Source organism: Mesorhizobium sp. WSM4809 (genome assembly GCF_055811655.1).
Window position 1 is genome coordinate 364,242 of record NZ_JBVVQW010000004.1, and the last position, 25,144, is coordinate 389,385.

Sequence of the window (25,144 nt, forward strand, 5' to 3'; positions counted from 1 at the left end):
CTAAGATAAACCTTACTAGATAGCTTTGCGCATGGTGATCGAGGTCGGCCTGGCATAGCCCTCATGCGCCGTCCGTTCAGTTTCGCGAAAGCCGAGGCGAGCAAAGGCCTCATGATTCCCGGTCAGCTCGATCCGCGTCTGAAGCGCGACGGCGGCCTTGCCGCGGCTACGGGCAAGGTCTTCGACTGCCTGCATCAGCCGCCGGCCAATGCCTTGTCCCTGGCGGTCCGGCGCGACCGCGAACTTGCCGACATAAAGGTCCGCCGCCCTCTCAAGGGCAAAGACGCAGCCGACGATCCTGTCGCCCTGCACCGCCACGAAGCCGGTCTCCAGCCGCGCCTTGTCGCTCAGGGTGTCGGCGGTCAGATGGTGGGCCGAGGAGGGCGGGTCGACAACGCCGTCCATCGAAGCGAAAGCGCGCATGATCAATGCGAGCACATCGTCCCAACGGTCGAAATCGGTCGGGATCCGCGTGATGGAGACAGCTTCGTTCCGGTCCAAGAATTCAGCTTCTCTTGTAGCGGATGGTGTCGAAGCGCGCCGCCAGCGCATCATAGAGCAGCAGCCGGCCGACCAGCGGCTCGCCAATGCCGGTGATCAGCTTGATCGCCTCCATCGCCTGCAGCGTACCGACGACGCCGGTCAGCGCGCCAAGCACGCCGGCTTCGGCACAGGACGGCACCAGGCCCGGCGGTGGCGCCTCGGGAAACAGATCGCGATAGCTTGGGTTGGGCTTGCCGTCCTTGCCGTCTTCGAATGGCTTCAGCACCGTTACCGAACCATCGAAGCGTCCGACGGCGGCATGCACCAGCGGCTTGCCTTCGCTCGCGCAGGCATCGGCCACGGCATAGCGCGTTTCGAAATTGTCGGAACCGTCGACGACGATGTCATAGCGGGCGACGAGGGCGGGCGCATTGTCCGTGGTCAGCCGGAACGTATGCGGTTCGACTGTGGTGTTGGGATTGATGCGAGCGATTGCCGGCTTGGCGCTATCGGTCTTCAGCAGGCCGACAGTGTCGGTACCGTGAATGACCTGGCGCTGCAGGTTGGACAGCGAAACGGTGTCGTCATCGATCACGCCGAGTGTGCCGACGCCGGCGGCGGCAAGATATTCAAGCACCGGCGCGCCCAGTCCGCCAGCGCCGATGACCAGCACCCGGGCCTGTTTCAGCCTTTGCTGGCCGGCGCCGCCGATCTCCGGCAGCACGATGTGGCGGGCATAGCGTTCGATCTCGTCTGCGGTCAGGGCGGCAGTGGTCATTGCCTGATCATACAGGGACTGAAAAACCTTGTCAGGGGCCAACGCACCTGTTGATGTCGCCCAGGAACACGAGGCACAATGGTCTAGATCGTTGGCCCAACCGTCCCATGGTCGACAGTCAGGAATTGCGCGCGCCCCTGGAGACTGGAAAACAGCGCTGCATCGGTTCCTGTCATGAACGCCTGGCAGTTCAGTTCCTCCAGGATGGAGAACAGCGCCGCGCGCCGCCGGCTGTCGAGATGCGCGGCGATCTCGTCGAGCAACAGGATCGGCGTCATGCCCGACATTTCGCCGGTCAGCCTTGCGTGCGACAGCACGATGCCGACCAGCAGTGCCTTCTGCTCGCCGGTCGAGCAGAGTTCGGCCGGCATCGCCTTGGGGCGGTGTCGAACCACCAGATCCGAACGGTGCGGGCCGTCGAGGGTGCGCCCGGCGGCGCGATCGCGCTCACGGCCCCCGGCAAGCGTCCGACGGAAGCGCTCCTCGACATCGACCGCCGGCGCGGCGGCGATTTCGGCTTCCAGATCGCCCGAAAGGCCGATATCGGCCCGCGGAAATGGTCCCGTGTCGGGCAGCCTGTCGATCATGGTGGCGAGCAGCCGCACCATTTCGGCCCGCGCCGCGGCTATCGCCACACCGGTTTCGGCCATCTGCGTCTCGATAGCGTCGAACCAGCGGTCGTCCCGGGAGTTTTCGGTAAGCAGCCGGTTACGACCGCGCATAGCCTTCTCGTAGTCGATCGCACGTTGCCCGTGCCCGGGATCGATCGCCAGCACGAGCCGATCGAGAAATCGCCGGCGATCCGCGGCCGGTCCGGTGAACAACGCGTCCATGGCTGGCGTCAGCCACACCACGCGCAGCCATTCCAGCATGTCTTCGGCCGAACGCGCCGACGCTCCGTTGATGCGCACCCGCCTGCCGCCTTCGCCGGCGGTGTCGCCGCCGGAAATGCCTGTTCCGATCTCGACCTGGCCGTCAGGTCCGTCGAGCCGGGCATGCAATGCAAAGCCGCCGTCGCCGCCCTCGCGTGCGACATCCACGTAAGGGGCGCGGCGCAAACCACGCCCCGGTGTCAAAAGGGAGATTGCTTCGAGGAGATTGGTCTTGCCGGCGCCGTTGTCGCCGGAAAAAACCACGGCACCTGGCGCCAGATCGATCGTCAGCGCCGCGTAGTTTCGGAAATTGGTAAGTGTAAGCTTACTTATGTGGTTCTGTGCCGGCAACCGCTATCCGCCTATAGAGCGTTCCATCGTTTCACGGAAACGCAAAACCAATCTATCTCTTTGTTTTAACGCAATTCCCAAGGGAAAGCGCTATGCGCCTTTCCCGGGAAAACCGCTTCACATTTTTCCTGGAATTGCTCTAGAAGTTGCCGTAAATATCGCGCTTGCCGGTCCACAACAGGACCGAAGTGCTGACACCGCGCCGCTACACCCGCATCGGCATCAGCACATAGAGTGCGGTCTCGTCGGCCATGTCGTGGATCAGCGTCGGCGAGCCGGCGTCGGCCAGCATGAACTTGGCTTCCGTGCCGGTCAGTTGCGCGGCAACGTCGAGCAGGTACTTGGCGTTGAAGCCGATCTCGATCGGATCGGATGAATAGTCGGCGGACAGCTCTTCGGTGGCGCTGCCTGAATCGGGATTGTTGACCGCAAGCGTCACCTGACCCTCGCTGATCGACAGCTTCACCGCGCGGCCGCGTTCGGAAGAGATGGTCGAGACGCGATCGACAGCGGCGGCAAAACTCTGGCGGTCGATGATCAGCTTCTTGTCGTTGCCGGTCGGAATGACCCGCTGATAGTCGGGGAAGGTGCCGTCGATCAGCTTCGAGGTCAAAACCACGCTGCCGATCGTGAAGCGGATCTTGGTGTCCGACAGTTCGGTGGTGACCGCGACATCCGGATCGTCGACGAGCTTCTGCAACTCGCTCACCGTCTTGCGCGGAATGATGATGCCCGGCATGCCTTCGGAACCCGCTGGCGCATCGATCTCGGCGCGCGCCAGGCGGTGGCCGTCGGTCGCTACCGAGCGCAGCTTCAACTTGCCGCCGACCTCATGCGTGTGCAGATAGATGCCGTTCAGGTAATAACGCGTCTCCTCGGTGGAGATGGCGAATTGGGTCTTCTCGATCAGGCCTTTCAGGGCAACCGAGTCGAGACGGAAGATATGCGAGAACGATCCGGCCGAGAGCTCCGGGAAGTCGGATTGCGGCAGGCACTGAAGGCGGAAGCTCGAGCGGCCAGACGTCACCGTCATGGCGTTGCCGTCCTCGTCCGTCTTCAGCATCACCTCGGCGCCATCGGCAAGCTTGCGCACGATGTCGTAGAGCAGATGTGCCGGGACTGTCGTCGCCCCGCCGCGCTCCACCTTGGCGGGCGTGGCTTCGGTCACCTCGAGGTCGAGATCGGTCGCCTTCATTTCAAGGCTGGCGCCTTCGGCGCTGAGCAGCACGTTGGACAGGATCGGTATGGTGTTTCGCCGCTCGACCACACGATGGACGTGGTTGAGCGACTTCAGGAGATTTGACCGTTCCAGGATAACACGCATGACGAAACAGGCTCGCTTGAATGAATGACGGGTCACCAGTGAGCGGCGTCCCGCGAAAGGTCTGAACAGGTTCAGAATCTGCGTAAACTGACAGGAAAAAACCAGCAAACGCAAGCCCGCGCCACCGGTTCAGGCCGGCTACGCGGGCTTTCTGGGGATAACGCGCCCGAAGTCCGCGAGCCAGTGTCGTAAAACCGAAATCCAGATCGCTTCCAGGCGGCGCCACGAGCCCGATCCAGGCCCAGCGCCGCACTGGCAAGCCATTGAATTCCGGTATTGTTCCGGCTCGGCCATCCCCGGAGGATCAGGCCTGGTCGTTGATCAACCGCCTCAGAAGCTCAAGTTCCTGCGCCAGCGTGTTGTCGTTGCCGGAAAGGTCCTCGATCTTGCGCACGGCATGCAGCACCGTGGTGTGATCGCGGCCGCCGAAACGCCGTCCGATCTCGGGTAGCGAGCGCGGCGTCATCACCTTCGACAGGTACATGGCGACCTGCCGCGGCTTGACGATGGTGCGCGTGCGCCGGTTGGACAGCAATTCGGTCTTCGACACATTGTAGTGACGCGCCACGATGCGCTGGATGTCCTCGATACGGACACGCTTCGGCTCGCCGGTGCGATAGATGTGGCCGAGGATTTCGTCGATCCGGTCGATGGTGATCTGCGGCTCGAAGGATTGACGGAACAAAAGCTGATTGAAGGCGCCTTCCAGCTCGCGTCCGCTGCCGGTCACGGTGCGGGCGACGTGATTGAGGATCTCCTCCGAAATGTCGAGCGATGCGTCGTCGCTCCTGGCCGTGGCAAGGCGCAATTTGAGCATGCCGAGGCGCATGGCGAAATCGGGCGCCGACATTTCAAGCGCGACACCGCCATTGAGGCGCGAACGGACCCGCGGTTCGAGCGATTCCAGTTCCGATGGCGGCCGGTCGGCGGCGACGACGACCTGCTTGGCGCTGTCGAGCAGCATGTTGATGAGGTGGCAGAATTCATGCTGGATCGACTTGCCCTGCAGAAACTGCATGTCGTCGATGATGAGCAGGTCGATGTCGCGCAGCTGTTCCTTGAGCGTCAGCGCGTTGTTGTCGCGGATCGCGGTGGCAAAGCGCCACATGAAATACTCGGCCGTGAGATAGACGACGCGCGACTTGGGGTTTTGCTTCAGCGATTCCGCAGCGATGGCCTGCAGCAAATGTGTCTTGCCGAGCCCGACGGTTGCGTGAAGGAAAAGCGGATTGAAGCGCACTGCGCTCGATTGCGATTCCGCTACCGCCTTGGCGGCGGCGAAGGCCACCCGGTTCGACGGTCCCTCGATGAAGGAGCCGAACGTGTAACGCGGATCGAGCGGCGACCCCAGCACGTTGTGGCGAAATTCGCTCTCGATCGGTGTGCCCGGACGCGGAGCCGGTGCGCGCTCCACCCGGCTGGGGCTGACTGTGCCGGCGGCAAGTGCCGTCTGCGTCTGCCGTGTCATCTTGCTGCGTGCTGGCGTTACCTCTGGCTCGGCCTGGCTGCGTCCCTGACGGGTTGCCGTGCGCACGACGATGTCGATCTTGAGGAGATCGGCATCCTCCTGCTTCCACAGCTCGGAAATGAGGTCGAGATAGTGGCCGTTGATCCATGAACGTAGGAAGGCGGTAGGCACGGAGATGCGGACGATGCCCTTGGAAGCCTCGGCGACCTTCATGCGGCCAAACCAGCTCGAATAGACTTCGGTTCCCAGGCGCGCCTTCAACTGGGTCTTGACCCGGTCGAATTTCTGTTCCGCGTCGCTGGACACCGCCATGTCGTTTGCTCCGATCAAAGTTCCAGGAAATGGGAGGTCGCCCGTAAGTTCCCTTTCAATGCCGCTCTGCATGATCTTTTCCTTGTCCTTCCGTACCTGTTTTCCACCGGGGATGCGCCTCCTGCATCCGGTTCCGGCGACCTAAGTCTTTGCTACGATGTCCGCTGCCGCCGCCGGCAGATGAACGTCGCCCATTATCCGTGGGAACCGGTGCCGGCCCATGGAAGCCAGTCCGCGTTGGGTATGTCAGGGCAATACAACACCGCCCGGCGAAAAGAGCGCCGGCGCGCCGTCTACCTGCCATGTCTAGTTACGCCAGTCCCCTACCGTATCGACAAACCAAAGCCGTCCGCGGACTTAATCCGCGTTGCAAATCCCGCCAATTTAAGCTGGCCGATTCAGGCTTAGGTTAAGAGCCAGAGCCCGTCCCTTTCGATAGATCGACACTACCGAAATCGCTGTGGATAGGGCAAGGCCACGTCTAACGGATTTTTAAGGAATCTGGTTAGTGGAGGCGGGTTCGAATGGCGTGCCGCGACGGCACATTTTAACAAAGCCATTGTGATTCAAACCCTTTTCCGGCGAATATGAAAAACCGGGCGCTGACAGAAATATTCTGAAATAATTCGCTTGACAGCGACTTCTCCCCGATCGGGCCGGTCCGGTGTGGACAAGCTGTGGATCACCATCTGTAAGTCACTGAAAGGTATAAGCTATTTCTGACAGTTAAGAATCTTTAGGTCGGCCGTTTCAAGCATGCCGATCACCAGCAGGCATGCATATGCCGGCAAACTATTCCTAATTGTGAAATGCCGCATAAGACGCCGTTTCCGGACATTCTTTTTAAGTGCTTGCCGGCAAACGAAAAAACCCGGCACAAACGGCCGGGTTCGAAGAACGTCAGTCTAGGCAAGTAATGTCAGGCCGACAGTACCTTGACCCGCTGAGCCAGTCGCGACACCTTGCGGGACGCCGTGTTCTTGTGGATCACGCCCTTGGTCGCGGCACGCATCAATTCCGGCTCCGCGATCTTGAAGGCAGCCTGTGCGGCAGCCTTGTCACCGGAGGCAAGGGCCTCTTCGACCTGGCGGATATAGGTGCGGACGCGCGAGCGGCGGTTCTTGTTGATCGCTGCGCGGCGGACGATCTTGCGCGTTGCCTTTTTGGCCGAGGATGTATTGGCCATGATGCCTCTCTTCTGATCTGGTCGGCGCATGCGGGATGCCGCAGGGCGCAAAAAACAAACGGGCAGCCACGGGGCCGCCTCGGTTGGTGCGGCTTATAGTTCAGCTTTTCCGGCGCGTCAACGCTGCCCGGCCTTCTTTTTGGCGGCCAGCAGCCATCTTCTTCGCGGCCAAGGGATTGGCGTCAGCGGTTGGTGAAATTCGGCTTCCGCTTCTCGGCAAAGGCCGCCATGCCTTCCTTCTGATCGTCCAGTGCAAACAGCGAGTGAAACAGCCGGCGCTCGAACCGCAATCCCTCGGCAAGCGTCGTCTCGAAGGCGCGGTTGACAGCCTCCTTCGCCATCATCACCGATGGTAGCGAGAAAGCGGCGATCTTGGCCGCGGCCTTCAGCGCCTCCTCGACAAGCTCGCCGGCAGGCACGACCCGCGACACCAGGCCAGACCGCTCGGCCTCGGCGGCATCCATCATCCGCCCGGTCAGGCACATGTCCATCGCTTTCGACTTGCCGACGAAGCGGGTCAGCCTTTGTGACCCGCCCATGCCTGGAATGACGCCGAGGGTGATCTCGGGTTGGCCGAATTTGGCCGTGTCGGCGGCGATAATGAAATCGCACATCATGGCCAGCTCGCAGCCGCCGCCGAGTGCATAGCCCGCTACCGCCGCAATAATAGGCTTTCGCGCCCGCGTCAGTTCCTCCCAGCCGACGAAGAAGTCCTGGGCGTAGGCGTCCGCGTAGGAGATGGACTGCATCTCCTTGATATCGGCGCCGGCGGCGAAAGCCTTTTCGGAACCGGTGATGACCATGGCGCCGACACCGGGATCGGCGCTGAACCCGTTCACGGCCGCCACCACCTCGGTCAGAATCTGCGAATTCAGCGCGTTGAGCGCCTGCGGCCTGTTCAGCGTGATCAGCCCGACCTTGCCGTGCGTCTCGGTGATGATCGTCTCATAGGTCATGGCTGCTTCTCCTTGCTCACGCTCGTCTAGAGCGGTTCATCGTTTCACGGAACGCAGAACCGCTCCATCTCCTTGTCTCGACGCAATTCTCGACGGAAAACCGTTCCCACTTTTCCTGGAATTACTCTGACTCATCGCTGACATGTCCGGCAATAAAAGGTCGATCGGCCGCTCTGCACGACACGTTCGATGTGGCCGCCGCAGCCGGGTTTGGAACAGGCCTCCCCCTCGCGGTCGTAGACGGCGAAGGCGTGCTGGAAATAGCCCAGCGACCCATCGGTCTGCATATAGTCCCGCAGTGAGGAGCCACCGGCTGCGATCGCATCCGATATCACCGAACGAATGGCTTGCGCGAGGTGTTCGCTTTGGGCCTGGGCTTTCTTTCCGGGCCTGGCGATCGTGCCCGCCTCGCGCAGCGGCGACAGGCCGGCACGCCACAACGCCTCCGACACATAGATGTTGCCGAGCCCGGCGATCAGCCTCTGGTCGAGAAGCGCTGCCTTCAGTGGTGATCGCCGCCCCTTCATCAATGAGGCGAGCAGCGCACCGTCCAATGTGTTGCCCGTTGGCTCGACGCCAAGTCCAGCCAGCATCGGATGAACGTCCGGCCCATCCGCAAACAGCATGAAGCCGAAGCGGCGTGGATCATTGAAGATCACGCGGGATCGGGCGCCGGCCGGAGACACGACATGGAAGACGACGTGGTCGTGATTGGAGCTCTTCGAACGGTCGTGCTGGAAGATGCCGGGCATCTCGCTGCCATCCGCCGTCTCGATGCGAAATGAGCCCGACATGCCGAGATGGCAGATCAGCACGGGGCCGCCTTCCAGGTCCATCGTCAGATATTTGGCCCGGCGGCCGAGTGCCGTGATCGTCTTGCCGGTCAGCCGCTGCGCGAATTTCTCGGGAAATGGAAAGCGCAGATCCGGTCGGCGCGCCTCGACGCGGGCGATGGTGGCGCCTTCCAGAACCGGCTGCAGTCCGCGCCGGACGGTTTCGACCTCCGGCAATTCAGGCATGACCGCCGATCGCCGTATAGAAAGACGTGCCGTAGCGTCCGGGCGCCATCCCGAGATGCTCGGCCACGGTCTCCCCAATGTCGGCGAATGTCGTTCTCAGTCCGATGTCGCCGCCCTTGAGACCCGGTCCAGTGCCGATCACCGGAATGCGCTCGCGAGTGTGATCGGTCCCGCCCCAGGTCGGGTCGTTGCCGTGGTCGGCCGTCAGGATGAGAAGATCGCCCTGCCGGAGCCTCGCAAATGCCTCCGGCAGCCGCAGGTCGAAGGCCTCGAGCGCGGCAGCATAGCCTGCGACATCGCGGCGGTGACCGAATTCGGTGTCGAAGTCGACGAAATTGGCGAAGACGAGGTCACCGTCGCCGGCATCATCCATCGCACCCAGCGCCTCGTCGAACATCGCCATGTTGCCTGCCGCCTTGCGCACTTGCGAAATTCCGCGATGGGCGAAGATGTCGCCGATCTTGCCGACGGCGATGACACGGCTGCCACGTGCCGTCAGCCGGTCGAGCAGGGTCGGTTCCGGCGGGGGCACGGCGTAGTCATGACGGTTGTATGTCCGTTCGAAAGTGGCGGTGGTTTGGCCGACGAATGGCCGCGCGATCACCCGTCCGATCCTCAGCGGGTCAACCAGCCTGCGCACCACCTGGCAGAATTCATAAAGCCGGTCGAGGCCGAAATGGACTTCATGCGCGGCGATTTGCAGGACCGAGTCGACCGACGTGTAGCAGATCGGCTTGCCGGTCCGGATGTGCTCCTCGCCGAAGCGCTCGATGATCTCGGTGCCCGGCGCATGGCAATTGCCGAGAATGCCCGGCACCTTGCCTTCGCGAATGATAGCCTCGGTCAGTTCGGCCGGAAAGGCCGGAACCGTATCCGGGAAATAGCCCCAGTCGAGGCGCACCGGCAGGCCGGCGATTTCCCAATGGCCCGATGGTGTATCCTTGCCGCTCGAAACCTCCTGTGCGGCGCCGTGAAAGGCAGTTGGGAGCAGATCCGCCCCGCTGTTGGCAAACCCCAGCCCCGTCGCGGTTTCGGCGGCCTTGCCAAGCCCGAGCGACGCCATGTGAGGGACAAACAGCGGTCCACTGCGAAGCCCTTCGCGATCCGCACGGCCCTCCGCACAGGCCTCTGCGATGTGCGCGAATGTGTTGGCGCCGGTGTCACCGTAGCGGTCAGCGTCGGCCGCGCCGCCGATGCCGAAGGAATCCAGAACGAAGAGGAAAGCGCGCGCCATCGATTTGTTGCCAGTTTGACCGACCAGACATAGGGTTCCGCGACTTCATTGGCAATTCGGAAACCAAACGGCAACGGCTTGGCGTGATAGTCCAGTGCACTGGGATGGGCATGGATCGAGGACAACAGACCCGTGGTTCCTGTCATGAGGGTTGCGCTGAAGATTTATGCCGCTCTCATGCTGGCGCAGGTCGGGCTCTGGTCCAATCCGGCGCATGCCGACTGGCGCGATGATATCGGCACGTTTCGCATCGGCATCGTTGCCGAGCCAGGCGCCGGCAACTCCGTTCCGGGGCTGGCACTGTTGACCGACGCCTACACCAAGGCCTTGGGCATGAAGGTCGAGTTTGTCGTTGCCCGCAACTATGCCGCGCTGATCGAGGCGCAGGCCAATGCCCGCATCGAATATGCAATCTATTCGGCCACCGCCTATGCGACGGCTTCGCAGCGCTGCTTATGTATCGAGCCGCTTGTCGCTCCGGTCGATTCAGACGGCGCGATCGGCATCCGCTCCGTTCTGCTGACGCGAGACGGCAAGCTGCCTGCCCTGGGGGCGATGGACCGCCATCGTATCGCCATGGCGCCTTCGGACAGCGTCGGCGGTTCTCTCCTGCCATTGGCGGCGTTGGCCGCGGAGGGCCGCAAGATCGCGGAAGATGCACCGTTTCTGGTCCATGCCGATTCGGCCGCGGCGGCCGAGACGATGCTGGTCGACGGCAAGGCCGATGGCCTGTTCGGCTGGGTGACGGCCGCTGCCGACGGCCTGCGAGAACCGTCGGGCACGCAGGCCAGGTTGGATGCGGCAGGGGTCTCAGTGACGGCGCTTCGGATCGTATGGACGTCGGGCCTGTTGAGATACGGCCCCCATGCGGTCCGCAGTGATCTCGACCCGGAAGCCAAGCGCCGGCTTGCCGTGTTCCTCACCAACCTCAAGTCGACCACGCCCGATATCTACGACCTCCTGGAATCGAGACATTCCGGCGGCTTCGCTCGCGTGGCGCCAAAAGATTACGAGATGGCCGCTGCTATCGTGCGCTTCGTTTCGGACCGTGGGCCGCAGCAGTAGCTGGAGCGGCCTGCCCAGCGCCTGGCTGCTTCTGTGTTCAACAGTCGCTGCAAGGGATCGCCATGCTTCTGCGGGGGCGCAGGTAATAGGTTTCGCCCATGGTTATGTTGCTGAAAGCCGAGGTCAGCCCAAGCTTCTGTTGACTGCTCGCGCTCCACGCGATGACCGGCGTGTAGCCGAGGTTGCTTTCGACGCGAATGAGAAACGTGTTGGCGACCTTGAGCGACGCTGGGACCGTTGTCTCGGTGGTCGCGGCGGCGCCCGCGCTGGCGACACCAGCGACCAATTTGCGAGACCAGACCACCAGTGCCTGCGTCGCATCGGCCGAGACCTGGATTGCCGTGATGGTAATGGTCGGGTCTGAGCGGTTGTAGGGCTGAAGGGTGACGCTGCCGATCTGCATGATGGCGTCGACATCCGCCTTGGCGACGTTCGTCTGCTGGGTGACGAGATCGGCCACCATGCTGCCGATACGGCTGACCTTCTTGCTGGTCTCGATGGCTTGCGACGCTTCCATCGTGAGGAAGTACATGATCAGCAGAATCGGCATGATCAACGCGAATTCAACCGCCGCGATGCCACGCCGATCGGACCAGAATCGACTTGCTTTCCGCCAAACTCCCGTAATCATAAGATGTGCCCCCGCACGCATCATGCCCATTACCCTTTTCTTATACTGCTCGTGCATTCCGCTCAGTTGTCGAACGGCTCGTTCTGCCAGGTCACCGATGCGAAATGCAGCGTCTTGTTGCCGCCCATCGACTGCGCCATGAGGTCGGTCATGATCGGCCACTTGTAGAAAACCCGCAGCATGTTCCTCGACTCCGCCGCACCCGCTGTCACTGAGAACGATTGGGTTGCGGTGCCTTTCGTCAGTACGACATCGCCGTTCTGGATCTTGAAGCCTGCCGTGGCCGCATCGGCGAACGATGTATATTGGCGAAGATCCACCAGCAGTTGATTGGGACAATCCTGGGAGACGATGATCTGCAGTTTCGTGCAGATCATGTCCCGCAAATTGGTTCCGGCAACGTCAGCCGCCCTCAACTGGCCGGTGCGCAGTTTGCGCGCTACATCGTCGGTGACGTTGGCCATCACCTCCTGGCCGGCAAACGAGATGCAGCTTTCCAGAATGGCAAAGACAAGCAGCGCGAAGGGGACTGAAAGGATCGCGAATTCGATTGCCGTGGCGCCGCGCCGGTCACGAAGGAAGCGGGCGAAAAACCTTGGGCGTCTCACCCTGTGGTCGCCTGCGCGGCCGAATTCCTTGCTCATGTCCGATCCTGCCGATCTCTATGCGGTCTCGGAAGGAGCACTAGCGCAAACCGATTGAGGTCCGGTTTGGATGATCGTTAAAGTCGGCGCAGGCCTCTTAACCAGACAATAACCGGAACGGCAGTCGGCAACGCCACCTATCGGCTGACGCTCATCTCCGCTTCCGAAGACTTTTCCGCCTCGCTCTTGTATGAGCTTTCGCAATAGGGTGTGCACGACATCGTCTGGATTTCGGCGCGCCGGTAAATGCGCACGGACGAGGCGGCTTGCCGCACCACGGTAACCTGCTCGTCCACGATGGGGCTGCCGTCCGTATCGAGCACGACCAGATTGGTGACCCCGAAGCCTTTGCCGGTGAGCACGATCGTCGAAGCGTCCTGCACCGAAGCGTCGGCGATTGCCGGGTTGCCGACCACGATGGTGTCTGCGGGACGCGACAGTTTGACGATCTTGGCCTGGTTCATCGTGACCTCGATGCCGGCGCCGGCCATGGCGGGCGCGACGAAGCTCGAGACGGCAAGAAGCGCGGCAATCAGGATTGACGATCTCGGCTGGGCCATTGAGGCGCTCCACGCAGGCGGACTGATCAACGGAACATGAACGAGATTGGTGAACCAACGGTTAAGCATGCGATGTTGCCAATCGTGCAATGGCCGCCAAGGGCGCCCGCGACGCGCGGTCCGGTCGGGTCGCAAGCCTACCAAATCCGGTCTGGAAGGCTCAGCGATACATTAGCCCGAGGTTAACCACGCAATATGTTCGAACCGGGAAAGGAATCGGTAAGGCTGTTTCTTAAGCCGATCGAAAGAGCTTCTCCCTAGATTGGCAGCATCCGATCAACCATCACAGAAGTTGACGGAAGTGCTGTAACACGTGGAGTAGGAGCTCTCGAATGTCTAATCTCATCGCACGTTTTGTGAAGGACGAATCCGGCGCGACCGCGATCGAATATGGTCTGATCGCCGCTCTCATCGCGCTCGCCATCATCACTGGCGCCGGCACGCTCGGCAATGCGCTGAACGCCAAGTTCACCAACATCGGCAGCACCCTGAACGGCACGCCGAGCGGCAGCTGATCGGCTTATCGCCGAGCATTTAGATTGCGTTCTGGAAAAGGGCCGCCGCGTGGCGGCCCTTTTTCTATGCCGCTGGCGATATAGGTCGTCTTTCGTTCCTAGCCTCATCAATCGTTAATCGAACATGCTTAGATTGAGCCCCATGAAATCGGACAATAGGCGTGGCGCCGATGCTTGAAGCCCTGATCTTCGTCGTTTTTCCGTTCTGCATGCTGTTTGCCGCGATCTCCGACATGCTGTCGATGACGATCGCCAATCGCGTGCCGGTGCTGCTTGTCGCCGTTTTTGCGCTGGTCGCGCCCCTGACAGGCATGGACTGGGCGGCCTATGGCGGACATTTCGCCGCCGGCGCCCTGGTCCTGGCCGTGACGTTCGGCCTGTTTGCGATGGGCGGCATGGGCGGCGGCGACGCCAAGCTTCTGGCCGCCACCGCGATGTGGATGGGCCTCAATGTCAATCTCGTGGAGTATCTTGTTGCCTCGACAATCATCGGCGGCCTGCTGACGCTGGCGATCATCCTCTACCGGAAGTCGCTGCTTGCGGCCGTTACCGGCCAAAATCCGTTTCTGCGCCATTTCGCCGACGAGGCAAAAGGTGTTCCATACGGTGTCGCGCTCGGCCTTGGCGGCTTGCTGACCTATCCGGATTCGCCCTTGATGGCATGGGCGGTTGCCAGGCTGGCGGCCTGAGCGCGATCTTATTTTATTTTATTGTCTGTCAGCATTGCCGAAACCCCGTTCTGAACAGGGCTGGCCCGGCCATTTTGGCCGGTCAGGCCACATTCCGGCTAATTTATGTAAACCTTAAATTAATCACGATCGTAAGCATTACATTAACCTTGTTTTGACGATTGCCGCTGCAAAGTCCGGCCTGGCTACGTGGTTTGCCAGGGCAAGGGTTCGGACAAATGCCAGCATCGCGATTGATAATTCTGAGCGTGGCGGTGGCCGCGGCGGGTGGCGCTGGATATGTCGCGAAGAACATGGTGGCACCGCCGCCCCAGGTCGTCGTCGATTCCGGCCCCCAGGCCCCGGCGGTGGCACTCCAGGATGTGCTTGTGCTTTCAGGCGACGTTCCGATGGGCAGCCCGATCCAAAACAACATCGCCTGGCAATCCTGGCCCGCCGACGGCGTCAACGCGAATTTCATCACCCGCACCGCCGAGCCCGAGGCACTGGACAAGCTGAAGAGTTCCGTTGCCCGTGTGGCGATGTATGCCGGAGAACCGCTGCGGCGGTCCAAGCTGATCGGCGAGGGCCAGAGCTTCATGTCGTCGATCCTGCCTTCCGGTATGCGGGCGGTCGCCACGGCCATCTCGGCCGATACGTCGGCCGGGGGCTTCATTCTTCCCAACGATTTCGTCGACGTCATCATGACCCGCAGGGCCGATGCCGCCGGCGGCGCCGCCGGCTTCAACACCGAGACCATCCTCAAGAACATCCGTGTCCTGGCCATCGACCAGACCATTCAGGAGGACGAGGAAGGCAAGAAGACCAGGGTAGGCCAGACCGCCACGCTGGAACTGACGCCCAAGCAGGCGGAGATCATCACCGTCGCCCAGCAGATGGCGGATCGCCTGACCCTGGCGTTGCGGGCGGTCGCGGACACGCAGGAAAAAAATCTGGGTGAGGCGGACTATCTCGTTTCCGGCAATGGCCGCAGAGGAACGGTGAGGCTGATCAAATCGGGTGAAGTTTCCGAAGTGGGAGCAAGGAAATGAAGCTAGGTGGCAAACTGCCGGCAATCGTAGCCGCGGCATTCGGCCTGCTGCTCGTCGGAACGAATGTGCAAGGCAGCGTTGTCGAGGCAAAGAACGCGCAGGTCACGGCATCGACGGCCACCCAGCGTGTCAAACTCGGCCTCAACAAGTCGGTGGTCATCGACCTGCCGAGCGATGCCTACGACATTCTCGTGGCCAACCCGGCGGTTGCCGATGCGGTGACCCGCACTGCAAGGCGCATCTATCTGTTCGGCAAGTCGGTCGGCGAGACGAACATCTTTGTCTTCGGCCCGAATGGCGAGCAGATCGTCAGCCTGGACCTGGCGGTCGAACGCGACGTTGCCGGTCTTGAGGATTATATCAGACGCTTCCTGCCGACGTCGGCCATCAAGGTGGAACTTCTGAATGACAACGTCGTCCTGACTGGAACGGTCGACACGCCGCTGGACGCAAAGCGCGCGGTCGACCTGGCGACGATCTTCGTTTCGGGTGGTGAAGCGACGACAGGACAATATTCGCAGACCGCAGCCGGCGGTTCGGCCCAGAGCGGTGTCGACATCGACAACCCGGACCAGGAGCGCCGCACCAGCAAGATCGTCAACCTGCTGCAGATCATTGGCGACGACCAGGTCACGCTGAAGGTCACGGTCGCCGAAGTCAGCCGCTCCGTGATGAAGCAGCTCGGCGTCAACATGGTCGGCAGCGGCGGCAGCAACGGCATCAGCTACGGTGCGCTCAGCGACAATTTCACCGGTCTCGGCAAGCAGCTGTCGAATTCAGGCTTTCAGATCGGCTCGTCGGCGCTGCAGGCCTATGTCAACGCCATGGAGCAGTCCGGGGTCATGAAAACCCTGGCCGAGCCGACCTTGACCGCCGTATCCGGGGAGAAGGCGACCTTCAAGGTCGGCGGTGAATACAATATGGTTTCAGGTGTCTCAGCAAACGTATCGCAGGACAACCAGACCGGCCTGAAGACCTACACCATCGAAAAGATCGAGTACGGCATCGGCCTGGAATTCCAGCCGGTGGTGTTGTCTCCCGGTCGCATAAGCCTGAAAGTTAGGACGTCGGTTTCCGAGCCGACAACCGAGGGGTCCGTATCGCTCTCCTCAGGCGTGACGAGCCCCGGCATGAATGCCCTGTCGCTGCGCAAACGTCTTGCCGATACGACCGTTGAACTCCCCTCGGGCGGCTCCATGATGATCGCCGGCCTGGTTCGCGACGATGTCAGGCAAGCCGTCAACGGGTTGCCCGGGCTGACAAAGATCCCGGTGCTCGGCGCGCTCTTCCGCAGCAGAGATTTCGTGCGCAACGAGACCGAACTCGTCATCATCATCACGCCCTATCTGGTGAAGCCGGTGGCGCGCAACGACCTTGCCAAGCCGGACGACAATTTCAACGCCGCCAGCGATGGCGCTGCCATGTTCCTTGGCCGAGTCAATCGCGTCTACGGCACCATGCAGACCGACAAGCCCAACGGCCGCTACCACGGCGTCGTCGGCTTCATCTACAAGTGAGCGGGGAAGCGGACATGTCTCAGTCAGCATTGAAGGCAAGCACCATCGCCGCACCGATGCGCTTTGGCCGCTCGCAGGTCTGCCGGCGGTTCGTTCCTGTCCTGGCGGTTGCGGTGGCGGCGCTGCTCACCGGCTGCGCCCAGCGCGACAGCATCACGGTCGGCGCCATCCCGGACGATTATCGCACCAACCATCCGATCGTGATCGCGGAGAAGAACCAGAAGATAGACCTGCCGGTGGGCGCCGGTGACCGTGGCATGACGGGCTCTCAGCGTGACACGCTTTCGGGCTTTCTCGACGGCTACGACAGGAGCGCCGCTCCGGCGGTGACGATCGCTATCCCTGTCGGCTCGGCCAACGAGATCGCGGCGGCCGCTGCCAGCCGCGATTTTGTCAGGCTGGCGGTTGCCAGCGGCATCAAGCGCAACCGGATTGTCATGACCTCTTATCAGTCCGCTTCCGCCGAAGCCTCGGCCCCGATTCGCGTCGCCTATATCTCGGTGAAAGCTCAGACCGACAAATGCGGGCGTTGGCCCGAAGATCTGGTGGAGACCTCGGAAAACAAGCACTACGCCGATTTCGGCTGCTCGTATCAGAACAACCTCGCCGCCCAGATGGCCAATCCGGCCGACCTGCTCGGACCGCGCAAGCAGGCACCTATCGACGCCGAGCAGCGTGGGAAAGTCATCGATGGGTACCGAAATCAACCCTTCTTTGATTGGGAAGCAGAAGGCGAAGTTAGCTACTAACGATCGCAGTTCGGAGTACACGAACATGAACAATCTGGCCTATGACACTCCTGTAGACGGCAGCGATACCTCGCAGCAGGACATCGCCGCGATGCAGGCGTTGCGCCCGATCCCGCGCATCTCGATCCAGGCATTCTGCGAGACCGAGGGTGTTGCCAATCCGGTCGAGCGCGCCGGCGAGGACCGCCGCATGACGAAGGCGCATCTCAAGGTCCATATGGGCGGCGTTCCCACCGCCATCGAATTCTACCAATCGGCGCCGACGCCCAACCTGATCCTGCTGGAATCGCGCAGCGAGCCCAAGCAATTGCTGGAACAACTCGCCCAGCTCTCGGAATATTGCGATCCGACGTCGAAGGTGGTGGTGATCGGCCACTACAATGATGTCGGCCTCTACCGCGAGCTCATCCGCAACGGCATTTCCGAATATGTGATCGCTCCGGTCTCGATGGCCGACATCGTCAGCGTGGTGTCGTCGATTTTCATCGATCCGGAAGCCGAGCCGCTCGGCCGCTCGATCGCCTTTGTCGGCGCCAAGGGCGGTGTCGGCTCCTCGACGATCGCCCACAATGTGGCTTGGGCGATGTCCTCCCTGTTCAAATCCGAAGTGGTCGTCGCCGATCTCGATCTGGCTTTCGGCACCGCCAACATCAATTTCGACCAGGATCCGGCGCAAGGCATCGCCGAGGCGGTGTTTTCACCGGAACGCATCGATGAAGTCTATCTCGACCGGCTGCTGACCCAGTGCGCCGAGCATCTGTCGCTGCTCGCCGCGCCTTCGACGCTCGAACGGGTCTATGATTTCGATCCCGAGGCCTTCGCGCAGCTCATCGACACCGCCCAGCGCAGCGTGCCGCTTCTGGTGCTCGACGTCCCGCATGCCTGGACGGGCTGGACCAAGAACACCCTGGTCAAGGCCGACGAGATCGTCATCACCGCGACACCGGAACTCGCCAATCTGCGCAACACCAAGAACCTCGTCGATATGCTCAAGCGGCTTCGTCCCAATGATCCGCCGCCCAAGCTGATCATCAACCAGGCCGGCGTGCCGAAGCGCCCGGAGATTTCGCCGTCCGATTTCGCCGAGCCGCTCGGCCTGTCGCCGATGTCGGTCATTGCTTTTGATCCGTTGCTGTTCGGCAATGCCGCCAACAACGGACGCATGCTTGGCGAAATGGATGCGAAGAACCCGGTTGTCGCGATGATCAACGAAATGGCGCATGTGCTGACCGGGCGCAGCGAAATCAAGGCCAAGAAGAAGGCCGGGCTCGGCAGCCTGCTCGGCAAGCTCTCGCGCAACAAGAAGTGACGCTTCAGCAGTGGAACCGGTAGTCGATCATGTTTGGTAAAAGAGGCAGCGACGACGGCAACCGGTTCACGCCGGAATTTCGCCAGCCAGCACCGGCGCCGGTTGCGCCGCCGGCTGCAAGTTCCATGGACACGGCGGTTCTGACCCGGCCCGCGGCGGCGCCAAGCGCGCCTGTCGCGCCGCCGGCGCGCCGTGCCGTCGAGGCACCGCCATTGGCGCCTGAGCCGAAGCGGGCACAGCGCGAAAAGAGCGAAACTTATTACGATACCAAGAGTCAGGTCTTCTCCGCGCTCATCGACACCATCGATCTGTCGCAGCTTTCCAAGCTTGATCCTGAAAGTGCGCGCGAGGAAATCCGCGATATCGTCAACGACATCATCGCGATCAAGAACTTCGCAATGACGATCGCCGAGCAGGAAGAGCTGCTCGAGGACATCTGCAACGACGTGCTCGGCTATGGGCCGCTCGAGCCGCTGCTCGCCCGTGACGACATCGCCGACATCATGGTCAACGGCTCCAGGAACGTCTACATCGAAGTCAACGGCAAGGTCGAACAGACCGGTATCCGCTTTCGTGACAATCAGCAGCTCCTCAACATCTGCCAGCGTATCGTCAGCCAGGTTGGCCGCCGCGTCGACGAATCCAGCCCGATCTGCGACGCGCGCCTTCCCGACGGCTCCCGCGTCAACGTCATCGCGCCGCCACTCTCCATCGATGGCGCCACGCTCACCATCCGCAAATTCAAGAAGGACAAGCTGACGCTCGATCAGCTGGTCAAGTTCGGCGCCATCTCGCCGCAGGGCGCCGAAGTTCTCAAGATCATCAGTCGTGTTCGCTGCAACATCGTGATCTCGGGCGGCACCGGTTCGGGCAAGACCACGCTGCTCAATTGCCTGACCAACTATATCGACCGCGAGGAGCGCGTCATCACCTGCGAAGACTCGGCCGAGCTGCAATTGCAGCAGCCGCATGTGGTGCGCCTCGAAACCCGCCCGCCCAATCTGGAGGGCGAGGGTGAGGTGACGATGCGCGACCTGGTCAAGAACTGTCTGCGCATGCGGCCAGAGCGCATCATCGTCGGCGAAGTGCGCGGACCCGAGGTGTTCGATCTTCTGCAGGCGATGAACACCGGCCATGACGGCTCGATGGGCACGATCCACTCGAACAGCCCGCGCGAATGCCTGAACCGTATCGAATCCATGATTGCCATGGGCGGCTATTCGCTGCCGCAGAAGACAGTGCGCGAAATCGTCGTCGGTTCCATCGACGTGATCATCCAGGCGGCGCGCCTGCGCGACGGATCGCGCCGCATCACCCACATCACCGAGGTGATCGGGATGGAAGGCGACGTCATCATCACGCAGGATATCGTCCTTTACAACATCAAGGGTGAGGACGCCAACGGCAGGCTGTTGGGTGAGCACGTATCGACGGGCATCGGCCGTCCGCATTTCTGGGAGCGTGCACGCTATTACGGCGAGGAGCAGCGTCTCGCCATTGCGCTTGAGGCGATGGAGAAACGCGCTGACTGACGCATGCTGGGGTGTAAGGGTTCGGGCCAATGTTTGGAATTGACGGCACAGTACTGGCGTTTGTCGTGCTCGCCGGCTTCAGCGCCGGCGCCGTCGCCTATGCATTTCTGTTCACCCGGATCAGCAACGAGAAACAGGTCGGCAAGCGGCTCGAAACGATCAGGACCGCCGAGACGGATCGCTCCGTCGTCAAGGCCTCGCGTGACCGCGTGGCGGAAGCCGTCAAGCGGCGCAAATCGGTTCAGGATTCGCTCAACGAACTCGACGCCAAGCAGAAAACCAAGGACAGCCGCGTCAAGAAACCGCCGCTGAAAGCCCAGCTTCGCCAAGCCGGCCTCAAGACCACCATCGAGCGTTTCTATATATACTCCGCCGTATGCGGCATCGTTTTGACGATTGTCGCCTTTGTGGCCGGAGCCCCGCTGATCGCCTTGCCGGGCGTGCTGTTGGCCGGGGGGCTGGGCCTGCCGCGCTGGTTCGTCACGTTTCGTCGCGCCCGCCGGGTCAAGGCATTCCTCAACGAATTTCCAAACGCGCTCGACATCATCGTGCGCGCGGTCAAATCCGGCCTGCCGCTGAACGACGCCGTGCGCCTGATCGCCAACGAATCGCCCGAACCCGTGAAGACCGAGTTTCGCCGCATCGTCGATTCACAGCAGATGGGCCTCTCTATCCCCGACGCGACCTTGCGCATGCCTGAAACCATGCCTTGCACCGAGGCAAGCTTCTTCGGCATCGTTATCCAGATACAGTCGCAGGCCGGCGGCAATCTCTCCGAGGCGCTGGGCAATCTTTCGCGCGTGCTTCGCGATCGCAAGAAGATGAAAGCCAAGGTCGCGGCGCTGTCGATGGAAGCGAAGGCGTCCGCCGCGATCATTGGTGCGCTGCCCTTCATCGTCGCCTTTCTCGTCTACCTGTCGAGCCCGGCCTACCTGATGCCGCTCTTCAACACCAGCGTCGGAAACCTGATCCTTGGTTGCTCTGCGGTCTGGATGTCGATCGGCATCCTGGTGATGCGCAAGATGATGAACTTCGAAGTCTAGGATGCTGGCATGACCGAGCAAGTCATCAAGACCCTGACGGATCCGAGCTTCCTGATCGCGATGCTGGTCGCGATAGCGGTGTTTGCGACCGTCTTCACCTTGCTTCCGGCGTTTGGCGGAAACCAGCTCAAATCACGCATGAAATCCGTTGCGCTGGAACGCGACGAACTGCGTGCGCAACAGCGCGCCCGGCTTGCGGTCGAGGCCGACCGCCGTCGCAAGGGCTTGCGCGAGGAACAGTCGGTCGGCATGCGCAACATTGTCGACCGGCTGGATCTGAGACGCGCGCTCGCCGATGAAGGCACCTTGCAGAAACTCAAGGTGGCCGGCTTTCGTGGACAGAATCCGCTGACGCGGTTTCTTTTCTTCCGTCTCGTACTTCCTTTCGTCGGTTTCGCGCTGGCCGCAATCTACATCTTCGCGCTCGGAGGACTGCCCGACAAGCCATTGGTCATCAGGCTGTTCGTCTGCGTCCTCGTTGCTTACGGCGGCTTCTACGCGCCAGTCATCTACGTCAACAACCGCGCCACCAAGCGCAAGCAGTCGATCCAGATGGCATGGCCGGATGGGCTCGATCTGATGCTGATCTGCGTCGAATCGGGCATGTCGGTGGAAGCGGCACTGCGCAAGGTCGCCGACGAGATCGGCGCGCAATCGGTGGCGCTGGCGGAAGAGTTCATCCTCACCAACGCCGAGCTTTCCTATCTGCCGGAGCGCAAGCAGGCCTACGAGAACCTGGCAAGCCGCACCGGGCTGGATTCGGTCAAGTCGGTGTCGCAGGCGCTCGTCCAGGCCGAGCGTTACGGCACGCCGGTGGCGCATGCACTGCGCGTGCTTGCCGCCGAAAGCCGCGACATGCGCATGAATGCGGCCGAGAAGAAGGCGGCCGCCCTGCCGCCAAAGCTCACAGTGCCGATGATCCTGTTTTTCCTGCCGGTGCTCTTCGCCATCATCCTGGGTCCCGCCGGCATTCAGGTCAGCCAGCGCGGTATCTTCGGCGATCATGCGGCGCCGGCAACAAACGCCCAGTAGCGGTAAGGCAAATTCCTGCATTCCCTCAAACGAAGAAGCCGCGCATGCAGCGCGGCTTCTTCGTTTGAGGTTGGTGGGATTGTGGTCTCAGTTGGTCGCGGATTTCGGCTTGTCCTGGTCCTTGAGCTGGCTCCAGGCATTCTGCTGGGCCAGCATCTGCCTGAGATAGGCGACATTTGCCTGCGCCTGTTCGGGCGACAGTTCCTGCGAGGCGATCTTCTCGGCCTCGTCGAAACGGCCTTGCAGGCCGACGACCAGTGCCAGGTTCTGGCGGACGCGGCTGTCCGCATTCGGCTGCTGCGCGGCCGAGCGCATATAGGTTTCGGCGGTGCGCAGGTCACCTTCCAGCACATACGACATGCCAAGATTGGAGAGCACGGAAGGCTCGTTCGGCTTGAGGTCGAGCGCCTTGCGGTAAAGCTGGCGCGCATCGTCCTTCTGGCCGGTCTGGTCGAGGATGGCCGCTTCGGCCGACACCAGCTTCCAGTCGGGATATTCCGGTGTTTGAGCGCGGCGCACGGCGTCGAGTGCCGCCTCGAACTGGCCATTGGCGGCCAGCGCCTTGCCGTAGGAGGCAAGAACGTCACGATCCTTGGGCAAAGCGATGGCGAGCTTGCGCATCACGGCCAGCGACTGATCGGCGTCGCCATCCATCTGCAATGCCGCCGCATAATTCGTCGCGATCCGCTTGTCGTTGGGGTTCTTCGCGTAGGATTGGCCGAGTGCGCCGGTGGCATTGTGCAGTTCCCCGGCCGACATGCTTTCCAGCGGTTTGCCGCTGGTGCGTGCGATAGAGCCGGTGGAGATCTTGTCGGTTCCGCAGCCGGCGACGCCCGCCGCCAGCGCCAGCACAAGGGCCGTGGTGATGAGCCGTTTTCCCCTGGCGTTGATCCTGCGGTTGGTCGGCATGGCCACCTAAGCCTCCATTCATGCGCGGCCATTGCGTGGCCGTCTTCCCTCCCGCAGAAATATTCTGTTAACCCTAACGGACGGTTAAGAACGGCGACTCACACGGAGAACATCGCATGCCTGTCGAACTCGTCGGGAAGACATTGCCGGGCGCGCTGCCGGTCCATCTGGTCGCCAGGGACGGTCTGGACGCGGCCGGCCTTGCGCCGGCCGCTGTCGTCTGGGCCAGGGCCAACGGCTTTTCCGGCGAGGCAGGCAGGACGCTGGTCGTGCCCGGCGAAAACGGGGCGCTCGGCGGCGCCTTGTTTGGTATCGGCGATGGCGAAGGCGCGCTCGCCTTTGGCGCGCTGTCGAAAGCCTTGCCGGAAGGCGACTGGCATTTCGCCTCGGCGCCGGCCGAGCCGGACCTCGCGGCGACCGCGCTGCTGCTCGGCGGCTATGTCTTCACCCGTTACGGCAAGAAGTCAGGCAGGGCGCTGCGCTTCGGCCTGCCGGCAGGCGTCGATGCCGGGCGCGTTCGCCGCATTGCGGATGGCGTCTTCCTGACACGCGATCTGGTCAACACGCCGACCAGCGATATGGGTCCGGAAGATTTGGAGCAGGCGGTGCGGGCCCTGGCCGCCAGGCACAAGGCCGAAGTCTCGGTGGTCAAGGGTGACGATCTCCTCGAACGGAATTTCCCGATGATCCATGCTGTCGGCCGTGCGTCGGCCGGCGCGCCGCGCCTGATCGATATGCGATGGGGGCAGCAAGGGGCGCCGAAGGTGACCCTGATCGGCAAGGGCGTCTGCTTCGACACGGGCGGTCTCGACATCAAGCCATCGTCCGGCATGCTGTTGATGAAAAAGGACATGGGCGGTGCTGCCAATGTCCTTGGCCTTGCCTCGATGATCATGGATGCCGGGCTGAATGTGCGGCTGCGCGTGCTCATTCCCGCGGTTGAGAATTCGATTGCCGGCAACGCCTTCCGGCCCGGAGATGTGCTTGCGAGCCGCAAGGGCATCACTGTCGAGATCGGCAATACGGATGCCGAGGGGCGGTTGGTGCTGGCCGATGCGCTGGCGCTGGCCGACGAGGAGGAGCCGCAGCTTCTGGTCGACATGGCGACGCTGACCGGGGCTGCCCGCGTCGCGCTCGGCCCCGATCTGCCGCCGTTCTACACAAGTGACGAAGCGCTGGCATCCGATCTTGCGGCGGCTTCCGTCGCGGCCGAGGACCCTCTGTGGCGCATGCCGCTGTGGCGGCCCTATGATGCAAAACTGTCGTCGAAAATTGCCGACATCAACAATGTCACATCAGACGGTTTCGCCGGCTCGATCACGGCGGCGCTGTTCCTGAAACGCTTCGTCGAAAAGACCGAGGGCTGGGCGCATTTCGACATCTTCGCCTGGAACCCGGCCGATCGTCCGCATGGCCCCGCCGGCGGCGAGGCACAAGGCATCCGCGCCCTAGAGCGGATCATCGCGAAACGCTACGGCTGACGGTTGCAGGCGGAGCCGGCAAAATTGCCTCGACTGAAACGGAACCGAAACAATTTGCCGTCATGCTGGCGCGATGTCGATTGCTATGCGCCCGAGCCAGGCCTTGCGACTGTGGCAGCAAGTGATGCTGTCACAGGTGCGCGACGACGCGCCCGATCTGACCATGCGCCAGACGGCAATCCTGTTCACCATCTATCTCGATCCGCCGCCACACACCGTGCGCGGGCTCGCCGCGCGCCTCAATGTCACCAAGCCGGTGATCACCCGCGCCCTCGACACGATGGGCGCTTTGAAACTTGTGTCGCGCCATCGCGACGAACTCGACAAGCGCAATGTTCTGATCAGGCGCACGGTCGAGGGCGCGCTCTTTGTCGAGCGCTTCGGCGATGGTATCATCGCCAAGGCGCTCGAACTGCCGATGTGAGCGCATTACCTTTTCAACAGAGTGTTCGAT

25 protein-coding genes are annotated in these 25,144 nt (G+C 62.0%); 12 read left to right on the forward strand and 13 right to left on the reverse strand.

Annotated features, from left to right (window positions below; all coding sequences use genetic code 11):
• Window positions 1-15 precede the first annotated feature (15 nt).
• The 9 genes from AC0L24_RS12995 to AC0L24_RS13035 all read right to left on the reverse strand — a co-directional run bounded on the left by AC0L24_RS12995 (window position 16) and on the right by AC0L24_RS13035 (window position 9,983).
• Window positions 16-501, reverse strand: coding sequence for a GNAT family N-acetyltransferase (locus AC0L24_RS12995; protein WP_127396806.1), 486 nt, complete (start codon window positions 499-501; stop codon window positions 16-18).
• 4 nt (window positions 502-505) lie between these two features.
• Window positions 506-1,261: a molybdopterin-synthase adenylyltransferase MoeB gene (locus tag AC0L24_RS13000; RefSeq protein WP_127807961.1), complete on the reverse strand. Its 756-nt coding sequence runs from the start codon at window positions 1,259-1,261 to the stop codon at window positions 506-508.
• Window positions 1,262-1,344: 83 nt separating this feature from the next.
• Window positions 1,345-2,484: a DNA replication/repair protein RecF gene (gene recF / locus AC0L24_RS13005; protein WP_127268057.1), complete on the reverse strand. Its 1,140-nt coding sequence runs from the start codon at window positions 2,482-2,484 to the stop codon at window positions 1,345-1,347.
• Window positions 2,485-2,689: 205 nt separating this feature from the next.
• The gene (gene dnaN / locus AC0L24_RS13010; protein ID WP_023811387.1) at window positions 2,690-3,808 is read right to left on the reverse strand and encodes a DNA polymerase III subunit beta; all 1,119 of its coding nucleotides are present in this window, start codon (window positions 3,806-3,808) and stop codon (window positions 2,690-2,692) included.
• Between the two features lie 304 nt (window positions 3,809-4,112).
• A complete protein-coding gene (gene dnaA / locus AC0L24_RS13015) occupies window positions 4,113-5,588 on the reverse strand; it encodes a chromosomal replication initiator protein DnaA (protein ID WP_236383352.1) in 1,476 nt (491 codons plus the stop codon).
• 919 nt (window positions 5,589-6,507) lie between these two features.
• Window positions 6,508-6,774 (reverse strand): 30S ribosomal protein S20, encoded by a 267-nt coding sequence (rpsT, locus tag AC0L24_RS13020; RefSeq protein WP_013533694.1) that lies wholly within the window; start codon window positions 6,772-6,774, stop codon window positions 6,508-6,510.
• Between the two features lie 182 nt (window positions 6,775-6,956).
• Window positions 6,957-7,730 (reverse strand): enoyl-CoA hydratase, encoded by a 774-nt coding sequence (locus AC0L24_RS13025; protein ID WP_127807960.1) that lies wholly within the window; start codon window positions 7,728-7,730, stop codon window positions 6,957-6,959.
• 131 nt (window positions 7,731-7,861) lie between these two features.
• Window positions 7,862-8,749: a bifunctional DNA-formamidopyrimidine glycosylase/DNA-(apurinic or apyrimidinic site) lyase gene (gene mutM / locus AC0L24_RS13030; protein ID WP_127397988.1), complete on the reverse strand. Its 888-nt coding sequence runs from the start codon at window positions 8,747-8,749 to the stop codon at window positions 7,862-7,864.
• Window positions 8,742-9,983, reverse strand: coding sequence for a phosphopentomutase (locus AC0L24_RS13035; RefSeq protein WP_127397990.1), 1,242 nt, complete (start codon window positions 9,981-9,983; stop codon window positions 8,742-8,744). The genes mutM and AC0L24_RS13035 overlap by 8 nt, the downstream gene beginning before the upstream one ends.
• 144 nt (window positions 9,984-10,127) lie before the next feature.
• On the opposite strand from AC0L24_RS13035, the gene AC0L24_RS13040 reads away from it, so the two are divergent.
• Window positions 10,128-11,048 carry a phosphate/phosphite/phosphonate ABC transporter substrate-binding protein gene (locus tag AC0L24_RS13040; RefSeq protein WP_473563847.1) on the forward strand — a complete coding sequence of 307 codons (921 nt, stop codon included), beginning with the start codon at window positions 10,128-10,130 and terminating at the stop codon, window positions 11,046-11,048.
• A gap of 37 nt (window positions 11,049-11,085) precedes the next feature.
• Here the strand turns inward: AC0L24_RS13040 and AC0L24_RS13045 are convergent, their stop codons facing one another.
• From AC0L24_RS13045 to AC0L24_RS13055, 3 genes are all read right to left on the reverse strand, one after another.
• Complete coding sequence (locus AC0L24_RS13045) at window positions 11,086-11,703, reverse strand: TadE/TadG family type IV pilus assembly protein (protein ID WP_128287833.1); 618 nt, start codon at window positions 11,701-11,703, stop codon at window positions 11,086-11,088.
• Between the two features lie 38 nt (window positions 11,704-11,741).
• A complete protein-coding gene (locus AC0L24_RS13050; protein ID WP_127268810.1) occupies window positions 11,742-12,323 on the reverse strand; it encodes a TadE/TadG family type IV pilus assembly protein in 582 nt (193 codons plus the stop codon).
• Between the two features lie 137 nt (window positions 12,324-12,460).
• Window positions 12,461-12,883, reverse strand: a complete 423-nt coding sequence (locus tag AC0L24_RS13055) for a pilus assembly protein N-terminal domain-containing protein (RefSeq protein WP_013533687.1) — start codon at window positions 12,881-12,883, stop codon at window positions 12,461-12,463.
• Window positions 12,884-13,215: 332 nt separating this feature from the next.
• Here AC0L24_RS13055 and AC0L24_RS13060 point away from each other — a divergent pair, with 332 nt between their 5' ends.
• The 9 genes from AC0L24_RS13060 (at window position 13,216) to AC0L24_RS13100 (ending at window position 22,300) form a co-directional block, all read left to right on the forward strand.
• Window positions 13,216-13,398 (forward strand): Flp family type IVb pilin, encoded by a 183-nt coding sequence (locus tag AC0L24_RS13060; protein ID WP_063171181.1) that lies wholly within the window; start codon window positions 13,216-13,218, stop codon window positions 13,396-13,398.
• Window positions 13,399-13,568: 170 nt separating this feature from the next.
• Window positions 13,569-14,087: an A24 family peptidase gene (locus AC0L24_RS13065; RefSeq protein ID WP_256745943.1), complete on the forward strand. Its 519-nt coding sequence runs from the start codon at window positions 13,569-13,571 to the stop codon at window positions 14,085-14,087.
• A 218-nt stretch (window positions 14,088-14,305) separates the two neighbouring features.
• Window positions 14,306-15,118 (forward strand): Flp pilus assembly protein CpaB, encoded by an 813-nt coding sequence (cpaB, locus tag AC0L24_RS13070; protein WP_292336155.1) that lies wholly within the window; start codon window positions 14,306-14,308, stop codon window positions 15,116-15,118.
• Window positions 15,115-16,635 (forward strand): type II and III secretion system protein family protein, encoded by a 1,521-nt coding sequence (locus tag AC0L24_RS13075; RefSeq protein WP_292336156.1) that lies wholly within the window; start codon window positions 15,115-15,117, stop codon window positions 16,633-16,635. Before cpaB ends, AC0L24_RS13075 begins: the two co-directional genes overlap by 4 nt.
• 14 nt (window positions 16,636-16,649) lie before the next feature.
• Complete coding sequence (locus AC0L24_RS13080; protein WP_256745944.1) at window positions 16,650-17,384, forward strand: CpaD family pilus assembly protein; 735 nt, start codon at window positions 16,650-16,652, stop codon at window positions 17,382-17,384.
• Window positions 17,385-17,409: 25 nt separating this feature from the next.
• Window positions 17,410-18,693, forward strand: a complete 1,284-nt coding sequence (locus AC0L24_RS13085; protein ID WP_128287812.1) for a CpaE/TadZ family protein — start codon at window positions 17,410-17,412, stop codon at window positions 18,691-18,693.
• 29 nt (window positions 18,694-18,722) lie between these two features.
• Window positions 18,723-20,225, forward strand: a complete 1,503-nt coding sequence (locus AC0L24_RS13090) for a CpaF family protein (RefSeq protein WP_127327689.1) — start codon at window positions 18,723-18,725, stop codon at window positions 20,223-20,225.
• A gap of 29 nt (window positions 20,226-20,254) precedes the next feature.
• On the forward strand, window positions 20,255-21,268 hold the full coding sequence (locus AC0L24_RS13095; protein WP_127807952.1) for a type II secretion system F family protein: 1,014 nt from the start codon (window positions 20,255-20,257) through the stop codon (window positions 21,266-21,268).
• A 9-nt stretch (window positions 21,269-21,277) separates the two neighbouring features.
• A complete protein-coding gene (locus AC0L24_RS13100; protein ID WP_127807951.1) occupies window positions 21,278-22,300 on the forward strand; it encodes a type II secretion system F family protein in 1,023 nt (340 codons plus the stop codon).
• An 87-nt stretch (window positions 22,301-22,387) separates the two neighbouring features.
• Here AC0L24_RS13100 and AC0L24_RS13105 read toward each other — a convergent pair whose 3' ends face one another.
• Entirely contained in the window at window positions 22,388-23,209 is an 822-nt protein-coding gene (locus tag AC0L24_RS13105; protein WP_127327785.1) for a tetratricopeptide repeat protein, read from the reverse strand.
• 116 nt (window positions 23,210-23,325) lie between these two features.
• Here AC0L24_RS13105 and AC0L24_RS13110 point away from each other — a divergent pair, with 116 nt between their 5' ends.
• Together AC0L24_RS13110 and AC0L24_RS13115 are read left to right on the forward strand one after the other, a co-directional pair.
• Window positions 23,326-24,690, forward strand: a complete 1,365-nt coding sequence (locus tag AC0L24_RS13110; RefSeq protein ID WP_292693658.1) for a leucyl aminopeptidase family protein — start codon at window positions 23,326-23,328, stop codon at window positions 24,688-24,690.
• A 73-nt stretch (window positions 24,691-24,763) separates the two neighbouring features.
• Window positions 24,764-25,114: a MarR family winged helix-turn-helix transcriptional regulator gene (locus tag AC0L24_RS13115; protein WP_013533675.1), complete on the forward strand. Its 351-nt coding sequence runs from the start codon at window positions 24,764-24,766 to the stop codon at window positions 25,112-25,114.
• The last annotated feature ends 30 nt before the right edge of the window (window positions 25,115-25,144 follow it).